This is a genomic window from Kitasatospora sp. NPDC057015, assembly GCF_042673745.1.
Taxonomy (GTDB): domain Bacteria; phylum Actinomycetota; class Actinomycetes; order Streptomycetales; family Streptomycetaceae; genus Kitasatospora.
Genome location: NZ_JBHUSG010000024.1, coordinates 77,100 through 97,929, shown reverse-complemented (window position 1 = coordinate 97,929; position 20,830 = coordinate 77,100). Strand labels below are relative to the sequence as shown.

The 20,830-nt window shown below is 74.6% G+C and carries 16 protein-coding genes, 2 tRNA genes and 1 pseudogene; 10 read left to right on the top strand and 9 right to left on the bottom strand.

Features of this window, described 5'->3' with window-relative positions:
• Positions 1–376 precede the first annotated feature (376 nt).
• From ACFTWP_RS22565 to ACFTWP_RS22535, 7 genes are all read left to right on the top strand, one after another.
• On the top strand, positions 377–694 hold the full coding sequence (locus ACFTWP_RS22565; protein WP_073929152.1) for an Lsr2 family protein: 318 nt from the start codon (positions 377–379) through the stop codon (positions 692–694).
• A 130-nt stretch (positions 695–824) separates the two neighbouring features.
• Positions 825–897, top strand: a tRNA-Gly gene (locus ACFTWP_RS22560).
• Positions 898–951: 54 nt separating this feature from the next.
• A tRNA-Gly gene (locus ACFTWP_RS22555) sits at positions 952–1,027 on the top strand.
• A gap of 207 nt (positions 1,028–1,234) precedes the next feature.
• On the top strand, positions 1,235–2,281 hold the full coding sequence (locus ACFTWP_RS22550; RefSeq protein WP_380266443.1) for an ABC transporter ATP-binding protein: 1,047 nt from the start codon (positions 1,235–1,237) through the stop codon (positions 2,279–2,281).
• Complete coding sequence (locus ACFTWP_RS22545) at positions 2,278–3,117, top strand: ABC transporter permease (protein ID WP_380266442.1); 840 nt, start codon at positions 2,278–2,280, stop codon at positions 3,115–3,117. The genes ACFTWP_RS22550 and ACFTWP_RS22545 overlap by 4 nt, the downstream gene beginning before the upstream one ends.
• A gap of 53 nt (positions 3,118–3,170) precedes the next feature.
• Complete coding sequence (locus ACFTWP_RS22540) at positions 3,171–4,469, top strand: sensor histidine kinase (protein ID WP_380266441.1); 1,299 nt, start codon at positions 3,171–3,173, stop codon at positions 4,467–4,469.
• Positions 4,469–5,107, top strand: a complete 639-nt coding sequence (locus ACFTWP_RS22535; RefSeq protein ID WP_380266440.1) for a response regulator — start codon at positions 4,469–4,471, stop codon at positions 5,105–5,107. The genes ACFTWP_RS22540 and ACFTWP_RS22535 overlap by 1 nt, the downstream gene beginning before the upstream one ends.
• Before the next feature lie 29 nt (positions 5,108–5,136).
• Here the strand turns inward: ACFTWP_RS22535 and ACFTWP_RS22530 are convergent, their stop codons facing one another.
• From ACFTWP_RS22530 to purD, 4 genes and pseudogenes are all read right to left on the bottom strand, one after another.
• Positions 5,137–6,036, bottom strand: coding sequence for a phosphoribosylaminoimidazolesuccinocarboxamide synthase (locus ACFTWP_RS22530; protein WP_380266439.1), 900 nt, complete (start codon positions 6,034–6,036; stop codon positions 5,137–5,139).
• A gap of 92 nt (positions 6,037–6,128) precedes the next feature.
• Positions 6,129–7,688 carry a N,N-dimethylformamidase beta subunit family domain-containing protein gene (locus ACFTWP_RS22525; RefSeq protein WP_380266437.1) on the bottom strand — a complete coding sequence of 520 codons (1,560 nt, stop codon included), beginning with the start codon at positions 7,686–7,688 and terminating at the stop codon, positions 6,129–6,131.
• Positions 7,689–7,928: 240 nt separating this feature from the next.
• A pseudogene (locus tag ACFTWP_RS22520) lies at positions 7,929–9,521 on the bottom strand (hypothetical protein).
• A gap of 655 nt (positions 9,522–10,176) precedes the next feature.
• Positions 10,177–11,427 carry a phosphoribosylamine--glycine ligase gene (gene purD / locus ACFTWP_RS22515; protein WP_380266436.1) on the bottom strand — a complete coding sequence of 417 codons (1,251 nt, stop codon included), beginning with the start codon at positions 11,425–11,427 and terminating at the stop codon, positions 10,177–10,179.
• A 570-nt stretch (positions 11,428–11,997) separates the two neighbouring features.
• Between purD and ACFTWP_RS22510 the strand changes: the two genes are divergently transcribed.
• The gene (locus ACFTWP_RS22510) at positions 11,998–12,789 is read left to right on the top strand and encodes an SLATT domain-containing protein (protein ID WP_380266435.1); all 792 of its coding nucleotides are present in this window, start codon (positions 11,998–12,000) and stop codon (positions 12,787–12,789) included.
• Between the two features lie 122 nt (positions 12,790–12,911).
• Here ACFTWP_RS22510 and ACFTWP_RS22505 read toward each other — a convergent pair whose 3' ends face one another.
• The 3 genes from ACFTWP_RS22505 to ACFTWP_RS22495 all read right to left on the bottom strand — a co-directional run bounded on the left by ACFTWP_RS22505 (position 12,912) and on the right by ACFTWP_RS22495 (position 15,742).
• The gene (locus ACFTWP_RS22505) at positions 12,912–13,559 is read right to left on the bottom strand and encodes a hypothetical protein (protein ID WP_380266434.1); all 648 of its coding nucleotides are present in this window, start codon (positions 13,557–13,559) and stop codon (positions 12,912–12,914) included.
• A gap of 82 nt (positions 13,560–13,641) precedes the next feature.
• Positions 13,642–14,712, bottom strand: coding sequence for a GntR family transcriptional regulator (locus ACFTWP_RS22500; RefSeq protein WP_380266433.1), 1,071 nt, complete (start codon positions 14,710–14,712; stop codon positions 13,642–13,644).
• 232 nt (positions 14,713–14,944) lie between these two features.
• The gene (locus ACFTWP_RS22495; RefSeq protein ID WP_380266432.1) at positions 14,945–15,742 is read right to left on the bottom strand and encodes a carbon-nitrogen family hydrolase; all 798 of its coding nucleotides are present in this window, start codon (positions 15,740–15,742) and stop codon (positions 14,945–14,947) included.
• 170 nt (positions 15,743–15,912) lie between these two features.
• Between ACFTWP_RS22495 and ACFTWP_RS22490 the strand changes: the two genes are divergently transcribed.
• Both ACFTWP_RS22490 and ACFTWP_RS22485 read left to right on the top strand, forming a co-directional pair.
• The gene (locus ACFTWP_RS22490; RefSeq protein ID WP_380266431.1) at positions 15,913–16,734 is read left to right on the top strand and encodes a maleylpyruvate isomerase family mycothiol-dependent enzyme; all 822 of its coding nucleotides are present in this window, start codon (positions 15,913–15,915) and stop codon (positions 16,732–16,734) included.
• Positions 16,735–16,916: 182 nt separating this feature from the next.
• Positions 16,917–17,750 (top strand): Bro-N domain-containing protein, encoded by an 834-nt coding sequence (locus ACFTWP_RS22485; protein WP_380266430.1) that lies wholly within the window; start codon positions 16,917–16,919, stop codon positions 17,748–17,750.
• Between the two features lie 103 nt (positions 17,751–17,853).
• On the opposite strand, the gene ACFTWP_RS22480 is transcribed toward ACFTWP_RS22485, so the two are convergent.
• Together ACFTWP_RS22480 and ACFTWP_RS22475 are read right to left on the bottom strand one after the other, a co-directional pair.
• Entirely contained in the window at positions 17,854–19,317 is a 1,464-nt protein-coding gene (locus tag ACFTWP_RS22480) for a nitrate/nitrite transporter (RefSeq protein ID WP_380266429.1), read from the bottom strand.
• Between the two features lie 135 nt (positions 19,318–19,452).
• Complete coding sequence (locus ACFTWP_RS22475) at positions 19,453–20,685, bottom strand: M64 family metallopeptidase (protein WP_380266428.1); 1,233 nt, start codon at positions 20,683–20,685, stop codon at positions 19,453–19,455.
• Positions 20,686–20,830: the final 145 nt, after the last annotated feature.

Here is a 20,830-nt window from a genome sequence, read left to right as displayed (position 1 = left end):
GCCGTCGCAACGCGCGTAGACCCCAGCCCCTTACGCCCCAAGGGTTCGGGGCCCCGGGCACTCCCGAAGGCGCCCCATTTCGCCGGATTCGGACCCCTTCTCAAGAACACCCGAATACCGGCACTCCGGACAGATCGGCCATGCCGTGCCGCCGGTATCCGATCGTCGGTGAATCACGTGAATATCCGGAAAAGAAAGCAGGACTCTTCGATTTCACCCCGCTTCGGGTGCAGAATAGGGCCACCTGCTGCGGCAAGTGCTGCGTATCCGGCTTGGCATCCCGCCTGCCCGTATGCGCTTGCGCGACTGGTGCACATCGGGTCTCAGGAGCGCACCCCGCGCCCTGCGGCCGAATTGCCCGAGAGGATTGACACCCATGGCTCAGCGTGTAGTTGTCACGCTCTCCGACGACCTGGACGGCGGCGCGGCAGCGGAAACCGTCCACTTCGGCGTCGACGGGAAGTCGTACGAGATCGACCTGTCCCTGGACAACGCGGAAAAGCTGCGGGAGGCCCTCGCTCCGTTCGTCGCCGCCGGCCGCCGCCAGAGCCGCACCGGAAAGTCCTTCCGCCGCACCGCCCTCACCCCCGACCCGGCCGCCGTGCGCGCCTGGGCGCAGTCCCGCGGCATGGAGCTGCCCGCCCGGGGTCGCATCCCCAAGCACGTCTACGAGTCCTTCGCCGAGGCCAACTGACCTCCCGGAGCGCCCGGTCGCCCCGCCCGCCGCAAAGGGTGGGGCGACCACCCCGATCGATGGGGTAAAGTATTCCTCGTCGCCGCAACCGGACTCCGGCCGAGGCGGCAGGTGCCTTACAAAGCACCGTGCGGACGTGGCTCAGTTGGTAGAGCATCACCTTGCCAAGGTGAGGGTCGCGAGTTCGAATCTCGTCGTCCGCTCGCAGTATGCACGAACAGTGCACACGCAGTACGCACAACTCAATAGCTCAGCATGCGGACGTGGCTCAGTTGGTAGAGCATCACCTTGCCAAGGTGAGGGTCGCGAGTTCGAATCTCGTCGTCCGCTCCATGAGTCGAAGGGCCCCCTCTCGCGAGGGGGCCCTTCGTCGTTCCGGCCGGTGTCGCCGCCGCGCTCCGGTGCTCCGTCCCGACGCCGCCGCCCCGCACCGCGGCCGCGAGGACCATGACAATTGTCACGGCCCGCCCGTGAATACGCGTCCGCGTCCGATGACAGCGCGCACTGACCGCGCGGGCCGGCCCGCGGAACGCTTGAGCCATGGAAACGAGCCACCGCCAGCCAGCCGCGGACCACGTGATCGAGGTCGCCGGGCTGCACCGCCGCTACGGACCGGCCGACAGCACCGGCTTCGACGCCGTCCGCGGCGTGGACCTCACCGTCCGCCGCGGCGAGCTCTTCGCCCTGCTCGGCACCAACGGAGCCGGCAAGACCTCCACCATGGAACTCATCGAGGGCCTGGCCGCCCCCACCGGCGGGATGGTCCGGGTGCTGGGCCGCGACCCGTACCGCGAGCGCGGCGCCCTGCGCCCCCGGATCGGCATCATGCTGCAGGAGGGCGGGTTCCCCGGCGACCTCACCGTCGCCGAGACCGGCCGCTGCTGGGCCGGCCTCACCAGCGGCGCCGGGCCCGGCGACGGCGGCCGGCCGCTGGACGAGGCCCTGGAGCTGGTCGGGCTGGCCGACCGGCGCCGGGTACGGGTCAAACAGCTCTCCGGCGGCGAGCGCCGTCGCCTCGACCTCGCGGTGGCCCTGCTCGGCCGCCCCGAGGTGCTCTTCCTGGACGAGCCGAGCACCGGCCTCGACCCGGAGGCCCGCGCGGCCACCTGGCGCCTGGTCCGCGAGCTGCGCGCCGGGGGCACCACCGTGCTGCTCACCACGCACTACCTGGAGGAGGCCGAGGAGCTGGCCGACCGCCTGGCGATCATGCACCGCGGCCGGATCGTCACCACCGGGACGGTTGCCGAGGTGATCGCCGGCCGACCCTCCCGGATCTCCTTCGAACTCCCCGAGCGCGAGAGGGAGTACGCGGACCTGGCGGTTCCCCCGCTGGCCGGCGCCGAGGTCCGCGCCGACGGGCGCCGGATCACCGTCCAGACCCCGCACCTGCAGGCCACCCTCACCGAGCTGCTCGGCTGGGCCGCCCGGCACGACGTCGCCCTCGCCGGGCTCGACGCCCGCAGCGCCTCGCTGGAGGAGGCCTTCCTCGCCATCGCCGCCGAGGCCGGCGAGGCCCCGACACCCGACGCGCCCGGCGTGCCCGCCCGCCGCAACCCGCTCCGCAAGCTGATCGGAAGTGCCCGATGACCACCGCCGCGACCACCGCCACGCCCGCCGCCGGGCCGGCCACCACCACCGCGGCCGGGCGGATCCTGGCCCTCGGCCGGGCCGAGGCCACCCTGCTGCTGCGCAACCGCAGCGCCGTGTTCATCGCGCTCACCCTGCCGCTGCTGATGATCGGCGCCCTGCGCGGCCTCCTGGAGCAGCAGAAGCAGGACCACCCCGCACTCGACCTGGACGCCGCACTGGTCACCGGTCTGCTCGGCTTCGTGCTGATGTTCGTCGTCTACTACAACCTCACCAGCGCCTACGTCGCCCGGCGCAACGACCTCGTCCTCAAGCGGCTGCGCACCGGGGAGGCCACCGACCCGGAGATCCTGGGCGGCACCGCCGCCCCCTCGGTGGTGCTCGGACTCGTGATGAGCGCGCTGGTCGCCGGCGGCGGGGCCGTCCTGCTGCACCTGCCCGGGCCGGCGAACCCGCTGCTGATCGCGGTCGGGCTGGCGCTCGCCCTGATCCTGCTGATCGCCCTCGCCGCCCTCTCCAGCACCTTCACCAGGACGGTGGAGACCGCGGGGATCACCACCCTGCCGGTGATGCTGATCACCCAGTTCGGTTCGGGCCTGCTGGTACCGCTGGAGGCGATGCCCGAGCGGGCCGCCGACCTCTGCCGGCTGCTGCCCACCACCCCGGCCTTCGCGCTGGTGCGGATCGGCTGGTTCGGCACCGACGGCTCCGACCCCGCGACGGGCTTCGCGGGCACCTGGGCCCAGGCCGCGCCGCACCTCGCCGTCGGCGGCGCCTGGACCGCCCTCGCCATCTGGGGCGCCCTGCGCGCGTTCCGCTGGGAGCCCCGCCGCTGACCGCCGCTGGCCCGGCCCACACCCCCACTGATAGGAAGACAGGCGGCACGGTCATGGCAGCAGGGGGAGCGCACGAGATGGACGTCCTGGCACCGGTGCGGCGCTGGAGGAGCTTCGGCAAGCCGCACCGCTCCGAGCTCTACCTGCGCTGGTCGCTCTACCTCATCGCGCTCGCCCAGCCGCTGAGCTTCCTGCTCGCCCTCGGCTCGGGGGCGAAGCGGTACGGGCCGCCCGCCCCGGTCATCGGCGGGCTGGTCCTGCTCTGCTCCGTGCTCACCTGGCTGTCCGTCAGGAGCTTCGGGGCCGCCGTCGACCACTACCTCGGGCGCCCGAGCGCGATCGACCGCCGGCTCGCCGTCACCGCGGGCGCGACCCTGGTGGGCATCTGGGTCACCGTGCTGCTCGTCGGCCGGACCGCCGGGGGCGGCGCCACCGACCGCGGGGCCCTCGCGGCCACCCTGGGGGGCTCCCTGCTCATCCTGTGGTTCGGCCCGCTGAGCGTCGCCCGCCCGCCCCGCACGATCGCCTGGCAGGGCCTGCTGGGGCTGACCATGCTCGCCCCGCCGCTGCTGCTGACCGGCGTCGACGCCGGCACCACCGCGGGGGTGGTGGTCGGTCTGGCCGTCCTGCTGCCGCTGCTCGGCGCCAGCTGCCGCAGCTTCGCCTGGCTGCTCGGCGTGGTCTGGGAGCTCGACGCCGCGCGCGAGGCGCAGTCCCGGCTGGCGGTGGCCGAGGAGCGGCTGCGCTTCTCCCGGGACCTGCACGACGTGATGGGGCGCAACCTCACCACCATCGCGCTCAAGAGCGAGCTCGCGGTGCAACTGGCCCGGCGCGGACGCCCCGAGGCCGCCGACCAGATGACCGAGGTCCAGCGGATCGCCCAGGAGTCCCACCGCGAGGTCCGCGACCTCGTCCGCGGCTACCGCACCGCCGACCTGAACGCCGAGGTGATCGGCGCCCGCGCGGTGCTGCGCGCGGCCGGCGTGGAGTGCGAGACGGACCTCGGGGACGCGGCGGACGACCTCACCGGGCCCGTCCAGTCCGTCCTCGGCTGGGTGCTGCGGGAGGCCACCACCAACGTGCTGCGGCACAGCGAGGCCGGGCACTGCTCGGTGCGGCTGCGACTGGCCGACGGCCGGGCGGTGCTGGAGCTGGAGAACGACGGCGTCCCGGCCCCCGCGCGCCCCGCCCGACCGGGCAACGGCACCGGCCTGCGCGGGCTGCGCGAGCGCCTCGCCGCCCACGAGGGCACCCTCGACCTGCCGCCGGCCCGGCCGGGCAGCTTCCTGCTGCGGGCGAGCGTCCCGCTGGGCGCCGTCGGCGGCCCGAACGCACTGGAGACGACCCCCTGATGAGCATCCCGACGGCGCCGAGCGCACCGCCCCCCGTACGCGTCCTGCTCGCCGACGACGAGCACCTGATCCGGGGGGCGCTGGCCGCGCTGCTCGCCCTGGAGGACGACCTGACGGTGGTCGCCGAGGCCGCGTCCGGCCCCGAGGCGCTGGCGATGGCCAAGGCGCACCGGCCCGACGTGGCCGTGCTGGACCTCCAGATGCCCGGCCTGGACGGCATCGAGGTGGCCACCGAGCTGCGCCGGCTGCTGCCGGACTGCCGCACCATGATCGTCACGGGGCACGGCCGCCCGGGCTACCTCAAGCGCGCCCTGGAGGTCGGTGTCCGGGGCTTCCTGCCCAAGACCGTCTCGGCGGCCGACCTGGCCGGCATCATCCGCACCGTCCACGCCGGCGGCCGGTACGTGGACCCGGAGCTGGCCGCGGACGCCATCGCGGCCGGTGCGACCCCGCTGACCCCGCGGGAGACCGACGTGCTGGAGCTGGCCGCGGACGGCACCTCGATCGCCGGGATCGCCGAACGCGCGGCCCTCTCCCAGGGCACCGTCCGCAACTACCTCTCCTCCGCCGCCGCCAAGCTGGGCGCGGAGAACCGCCACGCGGCGGTGCGGATCGCCCGTGAGCACGGCTGGATCTGAGCCGGCCGGCCCACGGGCGCCCCCGGGCGTCAGACCCAGTCGGTGCCGGTCAGGCGCTCGTACGCCTCGACGTACTTGGCCCGCACCCGCTCGACGACCTCCGCGGGCAGCGCCGGCGGGGCCTGCTCGCCGTGCCGGTCCCAGCCGGAGGCCGGGGAGGTCAGCCAGTCGCGGATGATCTGCTTGTCGAAGGAGGGCTGCGCCCGGCCCGGCTGCCACTGGTCGGCCGGCCAGAACCGGGAGGAGTCGGGGGTGAGCACCTCGTCGCCGATCACCAGCTCGCCGTCGGCGAGGCCGAACTCGAACTTGGTGTCGGCCAGGATGATCCCGCGCTCGCGGGCGATGTCCCGGGCCCGGGCGTAGACGGCCAGCGTGACCTGGCGCAGCTCGGCCGCCAGGTCGGCGCCGATCCGGCGGGCCGTCTCCTCGTAGCTGACGTTCTCGTCGTGCTCGCCGACCTCGGCCTTCAGGGCCGGGGTGTAGATCGGGCTGGGCAGCTCGGAGCCGTCCTCCAGGCCCTCGGGCAGCGCGATGCCGCAGACCGTGCCGTCGTTGCGGTACTCCAGCAGGCCGGAGCCGGTCAGGTAGCCGCGGGCCACGCACTCGACCGGCGCCATCGCCAGCGGGCGGCAGATCAGCGTGCGGCCGGCCCAGTCGGCCGGGGCGCCGGCCGGGACCTCGGTGGAGATCACGTGGTTGGGGACGATGTCGGCGATCCGCTCGAACCACCACAGCGAGAGCTGGGTGAGGATGCGGCCCTTGTCGGTGATGTCGTTGGGCAGCACCCAGTCGTACGCCGAGGTCCGGTCGCTGGCGACCATCACCAGCTCGCCCGACTCGGCGCGGTACAGGTCGCGCACCTTGCCGGTGTGCAGGTGGATCAGGCCGGGTACCTGGACAGGCTCGGGCTTGGTGACAAATCCGCTCAAGGTCGTCTCAGTCCTCAGGGTGGTTCGCGTACTCAGGGGGGCGCGAAGGGGGAGGTCGGTGGGCCGAGTCTTTCACGAGGCCACTTGTCCGTTCACCCAAGGTCGTCCGGCCCGCGCCCCTCCTTGCACAGACGATCCAACAGGTTCGCGGTCGCCCGCTGGATCCGCTCGTCGGTGTGGCCCGGCCGGTCCAGCGCCGGCGACCAGGCGAAGGTGCCCGCCGCGAAGACGTACGCGCCGCTGGGCGCCCGGTACAGCGAGGTCTCCTGGAACCGGAGCCGCCCGGCGGAGTCCCGGTAGGGCGAGTGCGCCAGCAGCACCCGTTCGGTGTGCTCGGGCAGCGCCACCTTCGGGAAGTAGCGGTCCGCCTCGCCGGCCACCAGGCCGGGCAGCTCGTCGCCCTCCCCCAGGCCGGTGCCGTCCCAGAGCCAGTGCTCGGTGTTGCGCGCCACCATCGGGACGGGGGCGGCGACCCGGCTCGCGTACTGGATGCCCAGCAGGTGCTGCTCCGGCTCGGCCGCGTCCCGCCACAGCGCGCTCTGGCTGCCGGCCACCCCCGCGGCCGGGCTGCCGGCCGGGACCTTCTGACGCTTGCGGCAGTTCAGCAGCCGGTGCGGCTCGCCGGACGCCGCCGCGGAGAGCTCGACCCGCCAGTACATGGTGTTGGCGGACAGGAACACCAGCGACGTCCCGCCGTCCCTGGCCCGCTCGACGGTGCGGCGCATCGGCTCGGACCAGTACTCGTCGTGGCCCGGGAAGATCAGGGCCCGGTGCCGGGCCGGGTCGACCAGGCCCGCGTGCAGGTCGGTGGCGGTCGCGTAGGCGAGGTCGTAGCCGTACCGCTCGGCCCAGCGGATGAAGTCGTAGGCGTGGCCGACGTGCAGCGGCAGGCCGGCCCCGGCGTGCGGGCGGTCGAAGGAGACGGTGACGGCCGCCTCCCGCTCGCCCAGCAGCCCGCCCTCGCCGTCCCAGGCGTGGTACAGGCTGGCGCCGTCCCGGCCGTCCTCCGGGAAGAGGTTGTAGGCCTGCCAGGTGACGTCCGGGAGCACCAGCAGCAGGTCGGCGCTGTGCGTCTGGTCGTCGAAGTCCCGGACGGTGAAGGGGATGTGACTGCGGTGCAGGTTGTCGCTGGTGGTGAGCACCGCGACGTACGCGCCGGGACGCCAGTGCGCGGGGACCTGCAGTCGCCAGGAGTGCCACCAGTGGTGGCAGGAGACGGTGCGCCCGGCCACCAGCGGCGGGGGCTGGACGAGACCGGCGATCAGCGGGCTGGAGGTCATGTGGTGGGCGTTGTCGCCCGCGTAGTGGCCGATCCGGTAGACGTCGACGGTGAACTCCCGCGGCGGGCGGACGGTGACCCGGAAGTCCACCGACCCGCCGGGGCGGACCACGCCGGCCGAGGCGAAGCCCTTGATCTGCTGGTCCACGTCGTCGGAGTTGGCGGGCGTCCCCACCGGGGGTCTGGGTCTGGCGCCGGTGAGCGGCTGCTGGCCGGGCGCGTTCAGCGAGACGTACCAGGGGACGGCCTCCCCGGTGCCCGCGACGTACTGGTCGGGGCTGCGCAGCCAGGGCAGCGGGCCCTGGCCGAAGGGGTCGCTGACGCCGTGCGCCTGCGTCCCGGACTCCCAGCGACGGTTGAGCTCGGTCCCCACGCGCCCCTCCCACAGGTGCACCTCCACCGGGTCGGCATGTGCCACCCGGATGTGCGTGCGGTCTAGCACACCACAGAGTGCTGGCGCTGCGTAGCCTCACGGTAGCAACTAGTGTCCGACAATCCGTTCCGCTCCCCCGCGGAGGCCGCTGTCCTGCGGGAACACCGGGATCGCGGGGGCGCGCACCCCTGAGGCGTGCGCCGCCCCGGGCGGCTCCCGGCGGAGGACCGGCCGCCGCCCTCACAGCCGTACGGGCTTCTCCAGCCGCACGCCGGCCGCGTCCAGCCAGGCCCGCAGCGGGCCGTCCTGGCCCTGCTCGACGGCCTGGGCGACCGGCTCGGCCAGGTCGGTGCGGCGCACGCCCCCGACCAGCAGCACGGGGCCGTCCAGCCAGTCCAGGCCGGGGGTGCCGCCGGCGGTGTCCACGGCAGCGCAGCAGACCATCGCGGTGACGTGGTCGACCAGCAGGTCGCGACCGCTGCGGGCGGGCTCCAGCGGGGAGAGCGGGCGGCCCGTCCGGGCCAGCTGGCTGGCCAGGGCGGCGGCCAGCGGCTCGCCGTCGCCCTCGGCGAGCCGGGTCAGCAGCCGGGTGAGGGTCGGGGCGCCGGGGCGGGCCTGCGGGGCCAGCCGGTCCAGCGCGGTCTGCAGCGCGGCGGCCCGGGCCCGCCAGCCGAGGTCGACGACCTCGGCGGGGTAGTCGGCCCAGTCCAGCTCCCGCCAGCCCCCGGGGCCCGCGGCCGGCGCCGGGGGTGCGTCGGCCGCGGCGGGCAGCCCGAAGAACAGCTCGGCGGCCAGCAGCGAGACGGCGGCGTCGACGGCGCCGGGCTCCTCCAGCAGGTCGCAGGCGGGCCGGTCGCCGAGCCGGCTGCCGTAGCCGTCGGCGGCGAGCCGGTCGCGGCGGGAGAGCTCGGTCAGCGCGGAGACCACGCCGGCGTTGAGATGACAGGGGTGGCGGCCGAGCTTCCAGGCCGGCAGGGCCACCCTGGTGAGCAGCCGGTCTCACCCCGCGTACGCCAGCCCGACCTGCTCCTGGGCGGCGATCCGCAGCCCGTGGTCGACGGCCTTCGCCTGCTCGGAGGCGCAGGCGGCGACCGCCCGCTCCAACTCGGCGGAGTGCTCGCGGCAGGCGCCGAGCATCCGCCGGGTGATCGGGTCGGTGAGGACCCGGCTGCCGCGGCGGGCCGGGCGGGCGGCGTCCGGGCCGGGGCCGAGGTCGGAGCGGGCGCCGGAGTCGAGGCTCGCGTCCAGCGCGCGGACGAAGCGGCGGGCGGCCGCGACGTCGCGGTCGGCGGCGGCGGCCGTGCCCGCGACCACGGGGGCGAGCAGGGCCCGCAGCTCACCGGCCCGCATCCACCACAGGAAGGGCGAGCCGATCACCAGGACGGGCGCGGGCGGCTGCGCCTGCCCGCCGCGGCGCCGGGACCGGCGCGTCGGCACCTCCTCCAGCCAGCTGTCGCAGTCGGGGGTGAGCGCGATGGCGGACGGCGCCGGGACCTCCAGGCGGTCCGCCAGCTCGCCTATCAGTCGGTAGAGCTCGGGGGCGTCCGCCCGGGAGAGCGGAACGGCCGGGGTCTGCGGCGGGGTGGCCGTCCGGTGCGCGCGGGCCACCAGGGCGGCCAGCAGCAGGGTGGCCGCGGCGACCGCGCAGACCGCCCAGCGGACGGCGTCCCAGGCCGGGGCGTCGGGCGAACCCGGCGCGCCGATCCGGCCGGTGACCCGCCCGGCGAGCAGCACCACCGCGGCGGCGGCCGGCAGCACGGCGAGCGCCACGGCCCGGCCACGGACCCGCAGCACCGCCTGGGCGCGGGCGCGTGCGGTCTCGACAGCGGCCATACGGTGCGGCACCCCCTTCGGAGTCCCCGGGCGCCTTGTCAGGACGACCGGGCCGACTCGAAACGATCAGTTCCGACCGGGAACGGCGGTATCCGACCCCGGCTGTGCATCCTGCGTGGCGCTTCTGACAGTTTTGACGCCCGCGTGCATGTGGGTGTTCCGGATCGCCCCGGTTTCCACTCGTCCCAGTGACGGCGCACGCATTCCGGACGCCGTTGTCCGGCTCCGGTGCATGGCGGGCCCGGACCGGACCGGCACGCCGGGCCACGCACCCCCCAGCATCCCCCCGCACGGGCCCCGCCACCTGGTGACGATCATCGCGGCACGGCCCGTGGCACTGCGATCCAGCGCACCATAAGGCCGATGGCCGGACCACGTCAGCCGGACGAGGATGCTGTCACTCGAACTGGTGGAATCCGACGGCTGATCGGTGTGGCAGCTGGCACTCCCGGAAGCGGCCGCGGCTGCTGCGGCCATGAGGGTCCCCACCCCCGGGTTCCGGGAAGCCGACCGCGACCGGGCGGCCCGCCGTACGCGGACCCCGGCACTCGATCGCGGGCCAGCCGGTACGCCGACACGAGAAGGCCGGTCGGTACGCCGGTACGCGAAAGCCGGCCCGGGCACGGGGCCCGGGCCGGCTCGACTCGGCCGGGAGCTACGCCCGGGCCGCCTTCAGCGCGATGTCGGTGCGGTGCTGGCCGCCCTTGAGGCCGATCAGCGCGAGCGCGTCGTAGGCCCGCTCGCGGGCCTCGGCGAGATCGGTACCGGTCGCCGTGACCGAGAGCACCCGGCCGCCGGCGCTGAGCACCCGGCCGTCCTCGTCGGCACGGGTGCCGGCGTGCAGCACGTAGGCCGTGCCGTCGGCGGACTCCGCCTCGGCGAGGCCCTCGATCGGGTCACCGGTGCGCGGATCGGCCGGGTAGCCCTCCGAGGCGATCACCACGGTGACGGCGGCGCCCTCGTCCCAGCGCAACGGCTCCAGCTGGTCCAGGGTGCCGGTGGCGGAGGCGTGCAGGACGGCGGCCAGCGGGGTGACGAGCCGGGCCAGCACCACCTGGGTCTCCGGGTCGCCGAAGCGCGCGTTGAACTCGATCACGCGGGTGCCGCGCGAGGTGAGCGCGAGCCCGGCGTAGAGCAGGCCGGAGAACGGCGTCCCGCGGCGGCGCAGCTCGTCCACCGTGGGCTGCAGGACGGTCTCCAGGACCTCCTCCACCAGCCCCTCGGGGGCCCAGGGCAGCGGGGAGTAGGCGCCCATGCCGCCGGTGTTCGGACCCTCGTCGCCGTCCAGGGCCCGCTTGAAGTCCTGGGCGGGCTGGAGCGGCAGCACGGTGGTGCCGTCGGTGATCGCGAAGAGCGAGACCTCGGGGCCGTCCAGGTACTCCTCGATCACCACCCGCTCGCAGGAGGCGGCGTGCGCCAGCGCCTCGGCGCGGTCCGAGGTGACCACCACGCCCTTGCCGGCCGCCAGGCCGTCGTCCTTGACCACGTAGGGGGCGCCGAAGGCGTCCAGCGCCTCGGCCGCCTCGGCCTCGGTGGTGCAGACGTAGGAACGGGCGGTGGGCACGTTGGCGCCCGCCATCACGTCCTTGGCGAAGGCCTTGGAGCCCTCCAGCTGGGCGGCCGGGCCGGAGGGGCCGAAGACCGGGATGCCGATCGCGCGCACGGCGTCGGCGACGCCCGCGACCAGCGGGGCCTCCGGGCCGACCACGACCAGGTCGGCGGCGAGCAGCCGGGCGAGCGCGGCCACGGCCGCACCGTCCAGCTGGTCGACCGGGTGGACCGTCGCCACCTGCGCGATCCCGGCGTTACCCGGGGCGCAGTGCAGCTCGGTGACGGCGGGATCTTGGGACAGAGAGCGGCACAGGGCGTGTTCGCGGGCGCCGCCGCCGATGACGAGGACCTTCACGGTTGGCAAGGGTAGTCGGTGACGCGATCGGATCGCTCTCCGGTCTCATCGCGAGCTCCGAGGGGGCGCCCGCGGAGACCGCCTTCACCTGGAGGAACATCCAGGAGCGGCCGGCGGCCGGCGGCCCGGGGCGAGCAGCGGGTGCCCGGGTCAGGACAGCGGGTCACCGGCGCCTCGCTCGGAAGGGTGAAATCTCGCCGACCCCCGCAACCCTCCCACCTCGGGATCCTGAGGTCATTTCCGGTAACGATCATTGTCGAAGCAGCCCCACGGTCAGCCATTTGGCGGTAAGAAGTGCTGTTGGACAACCACCGGCGATGTGCCGGTACACGGACCTGCCGGCGGCCCACACCCGCCCGACGGCCCCGCGCGTCCGCCGCACCAGCAGGACTTCACGAACCGTCAGGGGACGAATCGTCAGGAAGTGCTCCTTCCGGATGATTCCCCCCGGGCTTCCGAAAGCCCACGGCCCGCAGCCCGGGCCGTGCGGACCACCGGCAGTCCGGACCGTTCGTGGTCCGGACACCAGTAGTCGACCCAGCAGTCAGCCCGCCACAGGGAGCCCCACAGGTGAGCCAGCCGGAAATGCAGCCCGAGGAGAGTGCCTGGGGCAAGGACGTCGGTGAGGAGGACCCGCCCGCGACGGCCGCCGCCGCCCCGCGCCGGGCCTCCACCCGCCGCCGTACCGACCTGAGCGCCCGCCAGTTCCCCCTGGGCGACTGGGGCGAGCCCGCCGAGCGGCTGGAGGAGCTCTACCGCTGGTCGGAGGAGCGGGCCGTGGAGGCGATCGACTGGTACCGGCGCGACCGGCTCGCCAAGCGCCGCTGGGCGCGGCTGCTGCGCCTGGGCGCCGCCACCTTCACCGTGGCCGGCGCGACCGCTCCGCTGGTGGACCTGACCGGCGTGCTGCCCCACGCGACGCACTGGGGGTACGTCGGCCTGGCCCTCGCCGCCGCCTGCCTGGGCGCCGACCGCGTCTTCGGGCTGACCTCGGGCTGGATGCGGGACGTGAGCACGTCGCAGGCCCTGCAGCGGCGCCTGGAGGCCTTCCAGTTCGACTGGGCCTCGGAGTGCGTCCGGGAGGTGCTCGGCCCCACCGAGGGCACCGCGGGCGAGGCGGCCGAGCGCTGCCTCGGCGTGCTGCGCCGGTTCTGCGAGGACGTCTCGGACATGGTCCGCAGCGAGACCTCGGAGTGGATGCTGGAGTTCCGCGCCACCATGACCCAGCTGCCCACCCAGGGCGCGGGGTCCTGGGGCGGGCGGACGGAGTCGGGCAGCGGCGCCCAGGTCCGGATCCTGCCCTCGCCGGGGACCCGCCCCACCATGCCCCGCCAGCGTCCCCCGGAGGGTCCGCTCCGCTGACCGCCGGGCCCGGGGCAGCCGCTCCGGGCCCGCACCGCGCCGGAGCGGGCCCGGAGTGGGCCCGGGGTGGACCTGCGGTGGGCCTGGGCCCCCGAGCGGGCGGCCCCGGCGCGGCGGACCGCTCAGGCGAAAACGATCATCGAACCCTGGGTGAGGCTGCGGGTCGCCGCCGCGTACAGGCCGGCCCAGGCGTGCCGCTCGCGCGCGTACGGGTGGACGTCGTCCAGCGGCGGCCCGAAGGGCTGCTCCAGGCCGGTCGGCCCGAGCGGCCTGGTCGGCGCCGGCGGGTCCATCGGGTTGATGCCGATCACCGGCGCCACCGCCTGGAGCTCCCGCAGCAGCCCCTGGGTGGAGCCCAGCGGGCCGCCCGAGGCGAGCAGCGCGTCGTCCACCAGCGGGACGGCGAACTCGATCGGCACGTACGCGCCGGCGTGGTCGAAGTGCCAGACCAGGTGGGACTGCTCGGCGGTGCTCTCGAACATCTCCAGCAGCTGCTCGTAGTCGCCGCCGAGCGCGTCCACCGGGGTGATCTCGAACCCGGTCAGCCCCAGCAGGTACGCCCGGCGCAGGAAGTGCAGCGAGTCGTAGTCGAACGCGGCTATCGGCTCCACCGCCCCGCTGATCCCCGGCACGTACTGGTACACCGGCACCTCGGGCAGCCCGTGGGCGTTCAGAGCGGCGTTGTAGACCACGAGGTCGTCCCGGAAGGGGTTCTCGGGGCTGTGGCTCAGGACGTCCACCAGCGGGACGAGCCAGAGGTCGCAGGCCATGAGCCGGCTCTTCCTCTCGGGCGGCGACGCCGCACGCGATGGCGGGCGACGAACGGGTGCGGTCGGTTCAGCGACCGCCACCCTACCGGCCCGGCGTGCGCCGCGAGTCCGGCTCGGACGGGGGCAGGGCCTGCTCGGAGCCGCCGAACGGCATCGAGCGCGGCTGCGGCACCAGGCCGAGCCCGAGGTCGCGGGAGAGGTCGAGCACCCGGCCCGGCATCGGTGCGACGGCCCGGCCGGCGCTCCGGCCGGCAGGCTGGCCGGCAGGCTGGCCGGCCGGTTGAGCCGCGATCTGGCCGGTCGGCTGGGCCGCGGGCCGGCCGGCGCCCAGCCCGGTGGTCCGGCCCACCGGCTGCCCGACGGACTGCCCGACGGACTGTTCCGCCGAAGGGCGGTCGGCGGCGGGCTCGGACTGCCGGTGAGCGGCCCGGGTCAACAGCGCGAGCACCCCGACGCTCTCCGGATCGTGCCCGGCGAGCCCGGCCATCAGGCGCAGGGTGAGCAGGTTGTACTCGGCGATCACCCGGCGGGCCGCGGACACGTCCCCGGCCTCGACCGCGTCGACGAAGGCGTCGTGACCGTCCCAGCAGACCCCGGCGAGGTCGGGCAGGGCGCGCAGGTACGGCGCCGCGAACATCCAGGACTGCACCCGCAGCCAGTCCAGGTAGTCGGCGATCCGCCGGTTGCCGAGCAGGGCGCCCGCCTCCTGCCAGAAGCGCCGGTCGCAGCCCACCATCACGTCCAGCTGCCCGGCCCGGGCGGCCCGCGCCGCGGCGTCCGCCCGCCGGCGCAGCGACGGCAGCCGGCTCCCGTCCGAGGAGGCGACCCAGCCGGCCGGCCGGCGCAGGGCGCTGTCGGTGAGCAGCGTGCGGGTCTCGAAGATCTCCACGAAGTCGTCCCAGCCGAACTCGGGGACGGTGAAACCCCGGTGGTGCTCGGCCCGGAGCAGGCCCTGGGCGGCGAGGTCCACCAGCGCCTCGCGGGCCGGGGTCGCCGAGACGCCGTAGAGCTCGGCGATCTCCCGCACGGTGAAGTTGCGTCCCGCCGCCAGCCGGCCGGCCATCATCTCCTCGCGCAGCGCTCCGGCGATCTGCTCGCGGAGGCTGTTGCGGTGGATGGCGGAGCGGCTGTCGCCCGTGCCTGTGTCCGACATGCGTGCGACCTCCTCCCGGCGGGGCTGGAACACGACGGCCGCTCATCTTCTCAAACTTGCCCATGCGGTGCACAGGGGTACCAACACCCGAAAACCGGACGCCGCGGGGCCCCGCCCGCCCGGGCCGCGTGGCGACGGCGCGTGGCGACGGCGCGGAGCGGAGGGCGGAGCCGGCGCGGCCGGTCGCGGTGGCGGGGCCGACGGGCGGGCCGTCAGCGCCGCACCGGTGCCGTCAGCGCTGAGCCGGCGCCGGGATCCCCAGCAGCCGGTCCCGCAGCACCGGGAAGTCGGCCCGGGCCTTGGCCACCTCGGCCGGGTCGAACTCGACCACCAGCACCTCCTCGCCCAGCCCCGCCTCGGCCAGCACCCGGCCCCACGGGTCCACCACGATGCTGTGGCCGGCCTGCTCGACACCGCCGTGCGTCCCGGCGGTGTTGCAGGCCAGGACGAAGGCCTGCTCCTCGACCGCCCGGGCCCGGTTGAGCAGGATCCAGTGCTCGCGGCGGCGCTCCGGCCAGGCCGCGGGCACCACCAGCAGTTCGGCGCCGGCGTCCAGCAGCGCCCGGAACAGCTCGGGGAAGCGCAGGTCGTAGCAGGTGGCCAGGCCCAGCACCCCGAAGTCGGTGGCGGCGGTGACGATCTCCTGGCCCGCGCCCATCACGACCGCCTCGCCGCTGTCGAACCCGAAGCGGTGGATCTTGCGGTAGGTGTGCACCAACTCGCCGTCCGGCGCGAAGACCAGCGAGGTGTTGTAGATCGGCCCGTCCGGGTCGCGCTCCACGATCGAACCCGCGTGCAGCCACACCCCGGCCGCTCTCGCAGCCGCCGCCATCGCGTCGGAGGTCGGCCCGTCGAGCGGCTCGGCACCGGTCGACCACGCGTCGTAGGCGAAGCCGCCAAGCGCCCAGAGCTCCGGCAGGACCACCAGGTCGGCACCCCGCTGGGCCCGGACCAGGGCGGCAGCCCTGGCCCGCCGCTCGTCGGCGGGCTCGGTGTCGGAGACCGAGAGTTGGATCAATGAAGCGCGCACAGTACCACCGTCCACGGCAAGAGTCCTACGATCGTCACCCGAAAGCGCTGCCCTGCTCTCTCCAGGCAGCGTAACGTGCGGTTAGCGCGTGCGCCCGGAAGCCGCCGTTCCCGTCTTCCGCCATTCCCGGACACGCGCGTTGGGCAGCTGACGGAGGGCCGGAGATTCCCGTGACGGACAACCAGACCGTGCAGGCATACACCGATGCGTGGACGCAGTCCATCGAGTCGATATCGGAGCTGGTGGCTCCGCTGCCCGCCGACGCCTGGAACCGGGCGACCGAGTGCCCGGGCTGGTCCGTCCGGGACGTGGTGTCCCACGTCATCGCCTTCGAGTCCGAGCTCCTGGGCGACCCGCGGCCGATCCACTCGGTGCCGAGCGACCTGCGGCACGTCACGGACGAGTTCACCCGGTACATGGAGATGCCGGTCGACAAGCGCCGCTGCCACACCTCGCCCGAGATGACCGGCGAGCTGGAGTACACGATCATCCGCCGCTCGCGCGCCCTGCGGACCTCCCGCCACGAGCCCGACGACCTGGTCCGCTGGCCGGCCGGGCCGCTGGCCCGCGACCTCCCGTACCACGAGCTGCTCCGCCTCCGGGTCTTCGACGTCTGGGTGCACGAGCAGGACCTCCGCCGCGCACTCGGCGAGCCCGGGAACCTGGACTCGGCCGCCGCCCTGATCACCCGCGACCACCTGGTGGCCGCCCTGCCCAGGGTCGTCGCCAAGTCGGCCGGCGCACCGGCCGGCAGCACCGTCGCCTTCGACGTCACCGGTCCGGTCGAGTTCCTGCGCACGGTGCGGGTGGACGCCGAGGGCCGCGGTTCGGTGGACGACGGCATCAGCCTCGCCCCCGACGTGCAGTTCACCCTCGGCTGGGAGACCTACCTGCGGCTCGCCTGCGGCCGCGGCCGGCCCGGCCCGCTCAAGGTCGAGGGCGACGAGGAGCTGGCCGCCCGGATCCTGGCCACCTTCGCCGTGACGCCCTGACCTCGTGACGCCCCCGGCGGTTGCCGTGACTCCCCTCGCCCCGGTCGCTCCGATCGGGGCGTCCCGGCAGCCGCGCGCGGGGTGGCGCACCTCGCGCTCCCGTACGAGCCCTCGGCACCAGTACCTCACCCGTTCGGCCTCGTTGTTCCGGGCAGTTCATCACCGGAACGACGAGGGGCGTCATGGACGAGGAAATGGTGCTGGTGCGATCGAGCTTCCCGGTCACCGGGCAGCCGATCAGGGTCGTGCTGATCGACGGGGAGCCGTGGTTCGTCACGGCGGACGTCTGCAGGGCGCTGGGGCGCACCAACCCGAGTGAGGCGCTGCGCATCGTGCGGCCGGGCGACGCACGCACCATCGACCTGCGGTCGGAAACCCTCAGAATTTCTGAGGCATACGGCGTTCCCGCAGGTGGGAAACCCTACGTACGCGGAAATCCGATGCTCGGCCTGGTCAGCGAGGCCGGCCTCTACACCCTGGTCATGAGGTCGACGAAGCCCTCCGCCCAGGCCTTCCAGGAGTGGGTCACCCGTGATCTCCTCCCCTCGATCCGCCGGGGCGACGCCCATGTGCCGACCCAGCGGAGGCGGATGGCCGAGACCCTGGCCGAGGCGGTCGGGCAGCGGGTCGAGATCGTCGCGGAGTTCGGCGCGGACGACGGGCCGGGCGTGCACGTCCGCTCGGACGGGACGGTGCACTGCCGGCACGGGGAGATGGAGTTCCGGGTGCCGAGCCGGGAGGAGGACAGCGGGCCGCCCTTCGGCGCCTACTACTTCTGCCCGAGTGTGGAGCGGGTCGGGATCAGGGGCAGCCGGGCGATCCCGCACTGCGCGAAGCTGAAGCTGGTCGACCTGATCCGGCTGCTGGCTCCGGCGCCCGCCGTACCCGATCCGGCCGACACCCCGGAGGGGGTGCTGATGGTGGAGATGCAGCGGCACGAGGCCCGTGCGCACGGGACCGCCCGGCAGATCGCGGACCTGATGCGGGCGCTCGACGAACCGCCCGCCGCCGACTGAGCCGCCCGGACGCTCCGCAAGCCCGGGGCCCGGCGCGCCCCGGGCAGGCCCCGTCGGCGGTACTTCGTCGACAGGCCTCGTCGGCGGGGCTCGTCGGCAGGCCTCAGCCGGCGGCCACCTTGCGGCGCAGCCGCAGGATCATCAGGGTGCCGGCCGCCAGCGGTACGTACATCCAGCAGAAGGCCCACCGGTAGGCCTCGGCCGAGTAGCTGCCGGCGCCGGCCGGGGAGAGCGCGTCGAGCAGGACGCCGATGCCGAACAGGGTGACCATCGTCCCGATGAAGCCGCCCATGTTGGCGATGCCGGAGGCGGTGCCGAGCCGCCCGACCGGGTTGTGGGCCCGGGCGTAGTCGAGGCCGACCAGCGAGGCCGGGCCGTTGCTGCCCATCAGCAGGATCAGCACGACCAGCAGCCCGACCGGCGGGTGGGCACCGGGCCAGGCCAGGGCGACGGCCCAGCCGACGCCGGTGACGGCGATCACCGAGAGGGTGATCGGCATCCGGGCCCTCGTGGTCCGGGAGAGCAGCCGGCCGAAGAACAGCCCGAAGGCCATGTTGCTGAAGACCAGCAGGGTGAGCAGTCCGCCGGCCTGCCCGCGGGTCATGCCCTGGCCCTCCACCAGGTAGGGCAGCCCCCAGAGCAGGCCGAAGGCGTTGCCGGGGAACTGGGTGGTGAAGTGGACCCACAGCCCGAGCCGGGTACCGGGCTCACGCCAGGAGTCCCGGATCTGCGACCGTACGGACGGCCTGAGGGCGGCGGGCGACGCGGCCACGGGGGCGGCGGGGAGGTCCGCCACGGCCGGTACCACGGGCAGGTCCGCGGCCCTCGACGCCGCGGACCCGAGCGCCGACCCGACCGCGGGCCCGGGCACGAGGACGGGCCCGGCGGCGGGCGGGGCCTCGCGCAGGAAGAGCGCGAGCAGGGCCGCCACCACCACTCCGAGCAGCGCGATGGCCGTGAAGGTGGCCTGCCAGCCCTCCCGGTGCAGGGCCTGCGCGAGCACGACGGTGGTGACCAGGTTGCCGCCCATGCCGGCGAGGCCGGTCAGCTGGGCCACCAGCGGGTTCTTGGCGGCCGGGAACCACCGTGCGGCGATCCGCAGGACGGCGATGAAGGTCATCGCGTCGCCGCAGCCCAGCACCGCCCGGGAGGCCAGGGCCGGCGCGAAGGAGGAGCTGAAGGCGAACGCGAGCTGTCCTGCGCTGAGCAGCACCACCCCGGTCAGCAGGACCCTGCGCGGCCCGTACCGGTCGATCAGCAGACCGACCGGTATCTGCATCGCCGCGTAGACCAGCACCTGGAGGATGGAGAAGGTGGACAGTGCCGAGGCGCCGATGCCGAAGCGCTCGGCGGCGTCGAGCCCGGCCACCCCGAGGCTGGTCCGGTGGATCACCGCGAGGAAGTAGGCGCTGACGCCGATCGACCAGGCGGCCCAGGCGGCCCGCCCGCCGGGCGGCAGGACGAGGGCGGACGGCGCGCCCGGCGCGGGCGGCGCCGTGGGCGCGACGGCGGGTGCGGGACCGGGTGCGGGCGGCGGGCTGGCGGTTCTGGCAGGGTCCACGGTCATAGTGTGGCCAGATTAGTCAGTCCGCCTACCGAACCCGAGGCGGGGGTGCGGGATCCGGACACGAAGGATCCGGGCGCCCGAACGCCGGCGACCTCCGGCGGCCGGACCGAGAGGCCGGCCGGGCGGCCGGCGGCGTCAGCCCTTGAGCGTCCAGGTCACGGTGCGGGTCATGTAGCGGTCCCGGAACGCTTCGTCCCGCACCCAGTCCGTGGTGTCCCGGACGACGGCCGTGACGGTCGCCTCGCGACCCGGCGCCAGGTCCAGCGCGGCGGTGTCCAGCGTGCCGGGGTCGGCGGGCGGCGGCCGCACCGGCACCCCGTCGACCTTCCATTCCACCTGCAGTTGCCTGGCCCCGGCCAGCGGCAGCGGGCGGACCTCCAGCCGGGGCCGGCCGCCGACCTCGCCGGCGGGTGGCACCGGGCTGTCGGTCGGGCCGACGCGACGGTAGATCTGCTCGATGATCGCCTCCCGCGAGGGCAGGTTGTACGTCCCGCCGAGCGTGCGCATCACGGAGTCGGGGGTGGGCCGGTAGATGCCGTTGGCACTGCGGTAGGCCCCGACCGTCCCGCCGCCGTCCGGGGACTGGGCGCCCAGCCAGCGCCACCACTTGACCTGCTTGCGACGCATCTCGTCGGCGTTCTCGGTCGCCAGGTTGGGGTAGTCGGCGTCGTCGGGGGCGCTGTCGTACTCGTCGCCGAGGTCGCCGACCGTGTGTCCGATCTCGTGCTGGATGATCCGGCCGGCGTCCGGGCTGCCGCCCGCGAGGGTGGTCACCCCGGTGCCGCCGGCGCCGCCGTACTCGGTGGAGTTCGCCAGCGCGATCAGGTACTGGGGGCCCTCGCCGTCCCCGGCCAGGCGGGCGGTGGCACCCTCGTCCGCGCAGAGCAGCCGGGCGGTGCCGTCGCACCAGAAGTGCATGCCCAGCGGCGTCTCGCTCCGGTGGTCGTGGCTGTCGCTCTCGACGATGCCGGACACCGGGGAGACGACCTCGACCCGCCGTATGTTGAAGAACCCCTGGTAGCTGCGGAACGGCTCGATCTCCATCAGCGCCTTCCAGGCCCGGTCGGCCTGTTCGCGGAAGAGCTCCTGCTCGTCGGCGGTGTAGCCGTCGCCGAGCAGGACCAGCGTGATCCGGTCGGCCGGATCGCCGGTGCGGCGTATGTCGATGGTCGGCGCGGAGCCGGCGGCCCGGAGGTCGGCCCGTTTCACCGTGTGCGGCGGGGCCGCGCGGTCGGCCGGGGCGCCGGCCCCGATCGCGCCGAAGGGCGCGGGGCCGGCCAGCTCCAGGGCGGCCGGGAGCACGGCGGTGGACAGCAGGACGAGCGCGGCCAGACTCCGGACGAGCCGGCCAGGGTTGCCAGGCGGCATGCGGGTGCGTCCTAGGGGATCCGGTCACCCGGCGGGCGCTCGGGTGGGGGTCGCCAAGACGTACCCCCCGGACGTGCCGCTCCCCTACCAAGGGATCCCAATGTCACTGGAGTGGCCGAAGATCCATCTCATCCCAGACATACCA

What these genes read in the sequence shown, in the direction of transcription:
- ACFTWP_RS22565 (WP_073929152.1), top strand. Translation starts at nt 377, where the DNA reads ATGGCTCAGCGTGTAGTTGTCACGCTCTCCGACGACCTGGACGGCGGC.
- ACFTWP_RS22550 (WP_380266443.1), top strand. Translation starts at nt 1,235, where the DNA reads ATGGAAACGAGCCACCGCCAGCCAGCCGCGGACCACGTGATCGAGGTC.
- ACFTWP_RS22545 (WP_380266442.1), top strand. Translation starts at nt 2,278, where the DNA reads ATGACCACCGCCGCGACCACCGCCACGCCCGCCGCCGGGCCGGCCACC.
- ACFTWP_RS22540 (WP_380266441.1), top strand. Translation starts at nt 3,171, where the DNA reads ATGGCAGCAGGGGGAGCGCACGAGATGGACGTCCTGGCACCGGTGCGG.
- ACFTWP_RS22535 (WP_380266440.1), top strand. Translation starts at nt 4,469, where the DNA reads ATGAGCATCCCGACGGCGCCGAGCGCACCGCCCCCCGTACGCGTCCTG.
- ACFTWP_RS22505 (WP_380266434.1), bottom strand. Translation starts at nt 13,559, where the DNA reads ATGGCCTGCGACCTCTGGCTCGTCCCGCTGGTGGACGTCCTGAGCCAC.
- ACFTWP_RS22500 (WP_380266433.1), bottom strand. Translation starts at nt 14,712, where the DNA reads ATGTCGGACACAGGCACGGGCGACAGCCGCTCCGCCATCCACCGCAAC.
- ACFTWP_RS22485 (WP_380266430.1), top strand. Translation starts at nt 16,917, where the DNA reads ATGGACGAGGAAATGGTGCTGGTGCGATCGAGCTTCCCGGTCACCGGG.
- ACFTWP_RS22480 (WP_380266429.1), bottom strand. Translation starts at nt 19,317, where the DNA reads ATGACCGTGGACCCTGCCAGAACCGCCAGCCCGCCGCCCGCACCCGGT.
- ACFTWP_RS22475 (WP_380266428.1), bottom strand. Translation starts at nt 20,685, where the DNA reads ATGCCGCCTGGCAACCCTGGCCGGCTCGTCCGGAGTCTGGCCGCGCTC.